Source organism: Geobacillus sp. ZGt-1, assembly GCF_001026865.1.
GTDB lineage: Bacteria > Bacillota > Bacilli > Bacillales > Anoxybacillaceae > Geobacillus > Geobacillus thermoleovorans.
Genome location: NZ_LDPD01000007.1, coordinates 15,704 through 21,522 on the forward strand (window position 1 = coordinate 15,704; position 5,819 = coordinate 21,522).

A 5,819-nucleotide genomic window follows, 5' to 3' on the forward strand; every position below is an offset into this window, starting at 1 on the left:
GATTCGTCCCTAACGCTCTCCAAGTTGTTGGGTTGCCAGGTTTATTGGCTATACTATGTGCTTTGTCGTATATTTCTTGGTCTGCCCAAGAAAAATCCTTGCCAAGAAAGTAGCTAGAATTTACGAGTTCGTTGCATGCCTCTTGAACTTTCGCAAAATTAAAACCACCTCGTTTGATCGAATCGCCTCGGTAAATTACAAAATTATCATAGTAAGTGTATCTAATGTTAAATGTTACCTGCATACCTGGAACGTATTCAAAATAAGTCCAATGATTCACTCCATAATCAGAATAAACGATTTTAATTCCTTTCTCTTCAAAATGTTGTTTCGCTTTGTTAAAGAATTTACTTTCATTTCTAGGAATGGTCACTAATCTGTATTTATCATAAGTTGAAAGGTTTTCTGGAAATGAGTTGCTAGCAACAATTATTGTCCGAAATTCAGACATATTGTTAATCCTGTTCAATGCTTCTTTTATAAGAGCTGATTTTATGTTTATTTCTCCTGCACTGACAAATTGCACATCTATGATCAAATCGATTTCTTGCAGGTTTAACTGGGAGGTTAAATCTGTAAATAATTTTTGGAAACTATCATCCAAGATTTCGTCTAAATAAATTCTAACGGCAATGCCCTTTTGAACTCTCGTGATAACATTTTTAATTCTGTCCGAATTGTCTGCTAGTTTGATGACAGGGATAACATCCCCTTGGCATTTTGTTAGTAGGGAAAGATATTCTTCGTCTGATAATTCGCTATAGTACTCTGGAGAAATATCAAAAAAGTATGGACGCTCCCATATCTGTGAAATACTTAGGGATTTTTCCTTTTGGATAACATCAGGAGTAATTTCGAATAAAGGAACCACTTTTTCTTTTAACTCAATGGGCAGTTGATAAAGAGCATCTTTTTCCCCTTGTTTAAATTTCATTATTGGTACATACAACATATTATTCCCCCTATAATAAATTTTTATAAATTAGAAAATAACTATCATGATCAAGGCAATTACGACGATGATAAAAACCCAACATCCACACCCTAAACAGCTGAACTTTGTTTTTTCTTTTGGTTTTTTTGTGCCTTTGGTATTTTGTTGTTTAGGTATGGAGTCTTTAACTACGTGTATTTGCGTATCTTGATTTGCATTTGTAACATCCATTGCTGTTTCTTTATTATTGATTGGTTTATTATTGATTGGATAGACAAAACTATTTGGTTTGCTCTCGTTAATGAATTTGCTGTCATCTTCTTCTGGATCTAAAATAAGTTTGATGTTACAACCATATGATTTGTCATCGTATCCCCCAGTAACAGCAGTAACAAAACATGCAACGCGCATCCCTTTATCCATTTGAGGAGCTAGTCTAGATGCTAAATCTTTATTTATATACCCTAGCTGTTCCCCGTACTCATTCCATACTGAAATAGCGTTTGGGTCATGCTCGTTATCAGGTTCTCTTTCCAAAAATAATTCTTCACCCTCATAGCACTCAGCGATTAGCTCTTGTCGTGATGTACCATCTTCGTTTTTTCGTGTAACGCCTACAATTTTTGTGTTAATGATTCTTTCTATGGTTATCCCTCCCTCCTGCAAAATAAAAAAGACACCTCGTCTATTTATTCTTCGGTGTCTTTTCTTGGTGACTTATTTTTTTGTGCTGCTTTATACGCTACCCATTCGAAATGTTGAATAATTTCTCTGATTTCGTCTTCGGTTAGATGTTTCCATTTCTCAATATCAAAGAACCCCATTTGCTCGATGCCATACTCTTTGATGAGTTGATTAATCCTCGCCAGCGTACCTAATTCCTCGTTGTCGCTTCCTGGAGGATTAGGATCGTCAGTCCGGCCGAGGAGGTAGTCAGTGGTGACGTTGAAAAAGTCGGCGAGCTGTCTAACGAATTCAAAGGACGGTTCTCTTTCATCTCTTTCATACATTCCGATTGTACTCTCACCAAGCCTGAACTTATCGGCTAGGTCCTTTTGAGTCATATTCATCTTTTTTCGCAGGAAGCGAAGCCTTTTACCAAAAGTCATAATGATCACCTATCTTAAATTTTAACACAAAACGTGTGAGTAAAAACAAAATATTCTCCATAAAACACAAAAAGTGTTGACAGCACGTTTTGTGTGGTTTAAAATTTAAATCAAGAACACGATTTGTGCAGAAAAAGGAGTGACTTCATGATTGAATAAGCAGAAAATAGCAGAAACCTTAGTTAAACTGCGCGGTACCCGTTCTCGCGAGGAAGTGGCTAATGCTGTTGGAATAAGCGTCAGTGCGTTGCAAATGTATGAGAACGCTAAAAGGATCCCTAAAGATGAAATTAAGCTTAGAATAGCCCGATACTATGGGGTTCCGGTGGAGTCAATTTTTTTTAAACAATAACTGCACAAATTGTGTTTTTTGATTCCCTCTATTCCCTTGCCTGCAAAGGAGGTGAGCAGAATGACGATCGAACAACGTCTAGCTGATTTGGAAGTACGTATCGCCAAGTTGGAAAAGGAAGCCGTCGCGGCAACGACGGCTGAAACTGAAAAACATTTGCAAGGTTTACCGAATTCAACGAAAACCATCATCTTTAAGGAAATCGAAAAAACAAAACAAGATGAACGACCTGTTGGTGTTGATCCCGAAAGCTATTTAGCCAAAGAAATTTTATGGCAGTCCAGAAAAATCATCGAGCTGGAACATTCTATTGTTGAGATATTGAATACAGTTAAACATTTAAAATACTTGCTTACAAAGTCATAAAGTTGTTATTTTGCCCAGGCGTTTAAAAGGTCTGTTAACGAATCAAATGATTCTTCCAATTGTTTAAATTCGATGTCTGACCACTGATGGCTATGGTTAGTTCTAACGTTAGTCAGTACTTCATTGTTAAAGACCATGAACTGGTGAAAAAATGTCTCAAGTTCTTGGTTTTCGCCTTCCGATGATAGTTGGGCATATAGGGTTTTAGCTGAAGTGATGAAAGTATTAGCCTGATTCAAAAATGTGAGAGCCAAGTTCACGTTGTCTTTTCTGTTTTCAGCAAATATGAGTTCGTGACAAAGCCTAGAAGCATGAAATCCTTCGGAAATGAAAAAGGCAATAGTTTTTAACTGATGATTGAAACGGTTGTCCATTTTCATATTCACCTCCTTCCCAAGCCATCATTCGGCAGGGAGGAAGGAAAATCCTGCAAGGCAGGTGACAGCATGAACACCATTCAGGATCAATGGGTTAGAGCCGAGCTGAAGCATCGGCTGCTGGTGATCATCATGCAGCTGAAGGATGATCCGGCATTTACGAAAGACGATGCGGCGCTGGGGATCGCCAAGGTGCTCGATTGGTTGAATGAAACAGCGCCGGTCGTCGATTATCAGACAATGGTTAGATACTATGATGCGAGGTGAACCGAATGTCATCAAACGCCCCTCATGCTCCGCATAAACATGAACAAAGGGGGAATGCGGGCATGAAGGAATTTAAATACGGCAACACGACGGTGATCGTTCACTCCCCATTGGTACTCATGAGCCCAGAGGAGCGAAAGCAATGGTTTGAACAAGAATGGCAAAAAGGCAATCCGATCCTGCGGCAAATCGCCGAGGTGGTGCTGGATTGCTACCGATCTATGGATACTGTACCACAAAGTCTCAAGGATGATGGTAGAAAGGGGAGCACGGAGGATGAAACGCGGTAGAGCGGCCGATGCGGTGAAAGCAGCGCGGCAGAAAACAGGGATGACGCAGCAACAGCTTTCGTTTGAAATCTATGAATCTCGTGAATCCGTATCGCACCAGGAAAATGGGCGGTACCGAGTGCAGCCGAACATATCGAAATATTTCGCCGAAAAGCACAATAACCCGTGGGTGGCCCTCGAGGCGGCAGCGGAGTACACCGGATGGGGGCCGGTGAAGCTCAATGGGGATGCGGTTGACCTTCACCGGGCGAGCGTGACGATGAAAACGCGTGAGGAGCTCACAGAAGCCCTCGAGGCGATTGAAAGTGTCTGCGTGGCGAACCATCCGCGGTCGATTCGAGAGTTTGACAAGCAGCGCTTGGAAGAGGCAATGATGCAGGCGATCGACGCGATCGTTGCCCTTACGCAATACGTCGCGGTCATTTGCATGGACTACGGGTTCTCGTGGTGGAAGATGTGGCAAAAGCATCGGGCGAAGCTACAAGCGAAGGGGTTTATTCGACAATGACAAAGGGGGAGAAACCAATGTTTCAACTGCCAAATTTAGCGGAAATGACGGACCTGGAAGCTGTCCACTGGTATACAAGCGAGTTTTTGCGGCTTTCTCGCGAACGAAAGCTCGACAGTGAATATGGAAGGGCGTTGCTCGAGTGGAAAAAGCAAATGAATGAACGATTGGAAAAATCACGGAAGGAGTGGTGGTAATGTACGTGGTATGGGTAGCCAGTTCATTAATGACAGCCCGAGAAGTTCAGGAGGTATGCGCCGAGTTGCGCAATCATCCGGAGTTGATCGAAGCCATTGAGCAAGAAGCCAAAGCAAAGCTTGTCAACATGAAAAAAGCAGCAAGCCAAACGCTCACTGCTTCCTAAAAAACCAGCCCTATCCCAAACATATCATGTTGCCAACCAAAAGGCAAGCTCATGCTTGCCGACTGGAGTACAGGCGGCGGGTGTGCCCCCAGCCCGCAAGCGCTTGTGCTTCAGTCGGTGCGCATGAGCGCCGGCCAGGCCGAGCGAGAGCGGGCGACGATCCGAAAGGGGAGCCGCGCCACAATACATGTATGGTCATTGCGACGACGCCTGGAGATCATAACGAAGGAGGAATGGCGGTGATCCATATGATCGTTTACCAAGAGGCGGATTTGCGGCAAAAGGCATCAAGATGCATCGAGTACATACAGGAAGCGCTGCAAAACCGCGACTATGAAACGATGGCGATTGAAATATCCGAGTTGCAGTATTTAGTCAGACAGCTGCAAGAACTTGAACGAAAAGAAGCCCGGCGTCAGCAGTTGTTGAGCATTATACGAGATATGCAACGACGCGGCATTCAAATTGATTTTGTGAAGCTGGGAGAGGAGAGGAGCGGAATGCGTGAATAAGCTTGATAAACATGAAAAAAGGCACATCCGGCTGCAAATCTGCGAACTTCTTGATTCGCATTGCCGCACATGCCCGGAACGGATCAAATATCGAAGCACCGTATGTTTGCAAGTTTGCCCGGTCAGCCAGGAGATGCGGCAACTGGCCGCCCTTCTTGAGGGTGATTCTCCGGCCGATCCCCAACCTAGAGAACCGGTTGTGGAACAGGCGCAGAACACACAAAAGCGAAAGGGACGGTGGTCGGCAGAGGAAGTGTTCTACCTTTGGCATCATCGCAAGGTATTGACGATTGATGAGCTCGCAAATCGGCTCAATCGAGAACCAAAAGCCGTCTATGAGAAGTTGAAACAACTGTTGCAAAAAGGCGGCATCTCTGATGCTGGTTGAGAAAGGAGGGCCGGAAGCTCCCATTCTACGATATGCTTCCAAGGCGAAGAATATGCTATTTGAAGTGGAATTTGTCGTGAAGGAAAACGGCCATTTCGAGACGATCCAAACAGCACTCGTCTACGCGCTCACTGTAACCGAGTGCCGGCGGATCGCCGATGAAATGGCCTCCGAGTTCGAAGTTGACGGGATTCAGTTTTTTATTTCAGAACTCTAGTTTTTATCATGCCATAGCAAAACAGCTTTTTCAAGGGGAGGGGATGACATGGCAACCTTGCTTTTAGATGATCAGCCGTTGGTTATTTTGCCACAACTCGCCGTGGCGATCGGACTGAACGAAAGCATCGTTGTT

14 protein-coding genes and 1 pseudogene are annotated in these 5,819 nt (G+C 43.5%); 11 read left to right on the top strand and 4 right to left on the bottom strand.

Features of this window, described 5'->3' with window-relative positions:
• The 3 genes from VU18_RS02100 to VU18_RS02110 all read right to left on the bottom strand — a co-directional run.
• On the bottom strand, nt 1–952 hold a 952-nt coding region (locus VU18_RS02100), incomplete at its 3' end, for a beta family protein (RefSeq protein WP_047757560.1).
• A 30-nt stretch (nt 953–982) separates the two neighbouring features.
• Nucleotides 983–1,600: an HIRAN domain-containing protein gene (locus tag VU18_RS02105; RefSeq protein WP_047757561.1), complete on the bottom strand. Its 618-nt coding sequence runs from the start codon at nt 1,598–1,600 to the stop codon at nt 983–985.
• A gap of 23 nt (nt 1,601–1,623) precedes the next feature.
• Nucleotides 1,624–2,043, bottom strand: coding sequence for a helix-turn-helix domain-containing protein (locus VU18_RS02110; RefSeq protein WP_047757562.1), 420 nt, complete (start codon nt 2,041–2,043; stop codon nt 1,624–1,626).
• Between the two features lie 151 nt (nt 2,044–2,194).
• Between VU18_RS02110 and VU18_RS02115 the strand changes: the two genes are divergently transcribed.
• On the top strand, nt 2,195–2,395 hold the full coding sequence (locus tag VU18_RS02115; protein WP_047757563.1) for a helix-turn-helix transcriptional regulator: 201 nt from the start codon (nt 2,195–2,197) through the stop codon (nt 2,393–2,395).
• Nucleotides 2,396–2,455: 60 nt separating this feature from the next.
• Nucleotides 2,456–2,761: a hypothetical protein gene (locus tag VU18_RS02120; RefSeq protein ID WP_047757564.1), complete on the top strand. Its 306-nt coding sequence runs from the start codon at nt 2,456–2,458 to the stop codon at nt 2,759–2,761.
• 5 nt (nt 2,762–2,766) lie between these two features.
• Here VU18_RS02120 and VU18_RS02125 read toward each other — a convergent pair whose 3' ends face one another.
• Nucleotides 2,767–3,141 (bottom strand): hypothetical protein, encoded by a 375-nt coding sequence (locus VU18_RS02125; RefSeq protein ID WP_231578610.1) that lies wholly within the window; start codon nt 3,139–3,141, stop codon nt 2,767–2,769.
• Between the two features lie 66 nt (nt 3,142–3,207).
• Between VU18_RS02125 and VU18_RS02130 the strand changes: the two genes are divergently transcribed.
• The 9 genes and pseudogenes from VU18_RS02130 to VU18_RS18790 all read left to right on the top strand — a co-directional run.
• On the top strand, nt 3,208–3,405 hold the full coding sequence (locus VU18_RS02130) for a hypothetical protein (protein WP_044736634.1): 198 nt from the start codon (nt 3,208–3,210) through the stop codon (nt 3,403–3,405).
• A gap of 62 nt (nt 3,406–3,467) precedes the next feature.
• Nucleotides 3,468–3,695 (top strand): hypothetical protein, encoded by a 228-nt coding sequence (locus tag VU18_RS02135; protein ID WP_047757565.1) that lies wholly within the window; start codon nt 3,468–3,470, stop codon nt 3,693–3,695.
• On the top strand, nt 3,682–4,203 hold the full coding sequence (locus tag VU18_RS02140; RefSeq protein WP_047757566.1) for a helix-turn-helix transcriptional regulator: 522 nt from the start codon (nt 3,682–3,684) through the stop codon (nt 4,201–4,203). Before VU18_RS02135 ends, VU18_RS02140 begins: the two co-directional genes overlap by 14 nt.
• Before the next feature lie 17 nt (nt 4,204–4,220).
• Nucleotides 4,221–4,400, top strand: coding sequence for a hypothetical protein (locus tag VU18_RS02145; RefSeq protein ID WP_025950439.1), 180 nt, complete (start codon nt 4,221–4,223; stop codon nt 4,398–4,400).
• A complete protein-coding gene (locus tag VU18_RS18280; protein WP_162837024.1) occupies nt 4,400–4,567 on the top strand; it encodes a hypothetical protein in 168 nt (55 codons plus the stop codon). The genes VU18_RS02145 and VU18_RS18280 overlap by 1 nt, the downstream gene beginning before the upstream one ends.
• A gap of 248 nt (nt 4,568–4,815) precedes the next feature.
• Nucleotides 4,816–5,079 (top strand): hypothetical protein, encoded by a 264-nt coding sequence (locus VU18_RS02150; protein ID WP_233499941.1) that lies wholly within the window; start codon nt 4,816–4,818, stop codon nt 5,077–5,079.
• A complete protein-coding gene (locus tag VU18_RS02155) occupies nt 5,072–5,467 on the top strand; it encodes a hypothetical protein (RefSeq protein ID WP_042381986.1) in 396 nt (131 codons plus the stop codon). The genes VU18_RS02150 and VU18_RS02155 overlap by 8 nt, the downstream gene beginning before the upstream one ends.
• Nucleotides 5,457–5,684, top strand: coding sequence for a hypothetical protein (locus tag VU18_RS02160; protein WP_023634373.1), 228 nt, complete (start codon nt 5,457–5,459; stop codon nt 5,682–5,684). Before VU18_RS02155 ends, VU18_RS02160 begins: the two co-directional genes overlap by 11 nt.
• 48 nt (nt 5,685–5,732) lie before the next feature.
• Nucleotides 5,733–5,819, top strand: a pseudogene (locus VU18_RS18790) (replication protein); the annotation flags it as partial.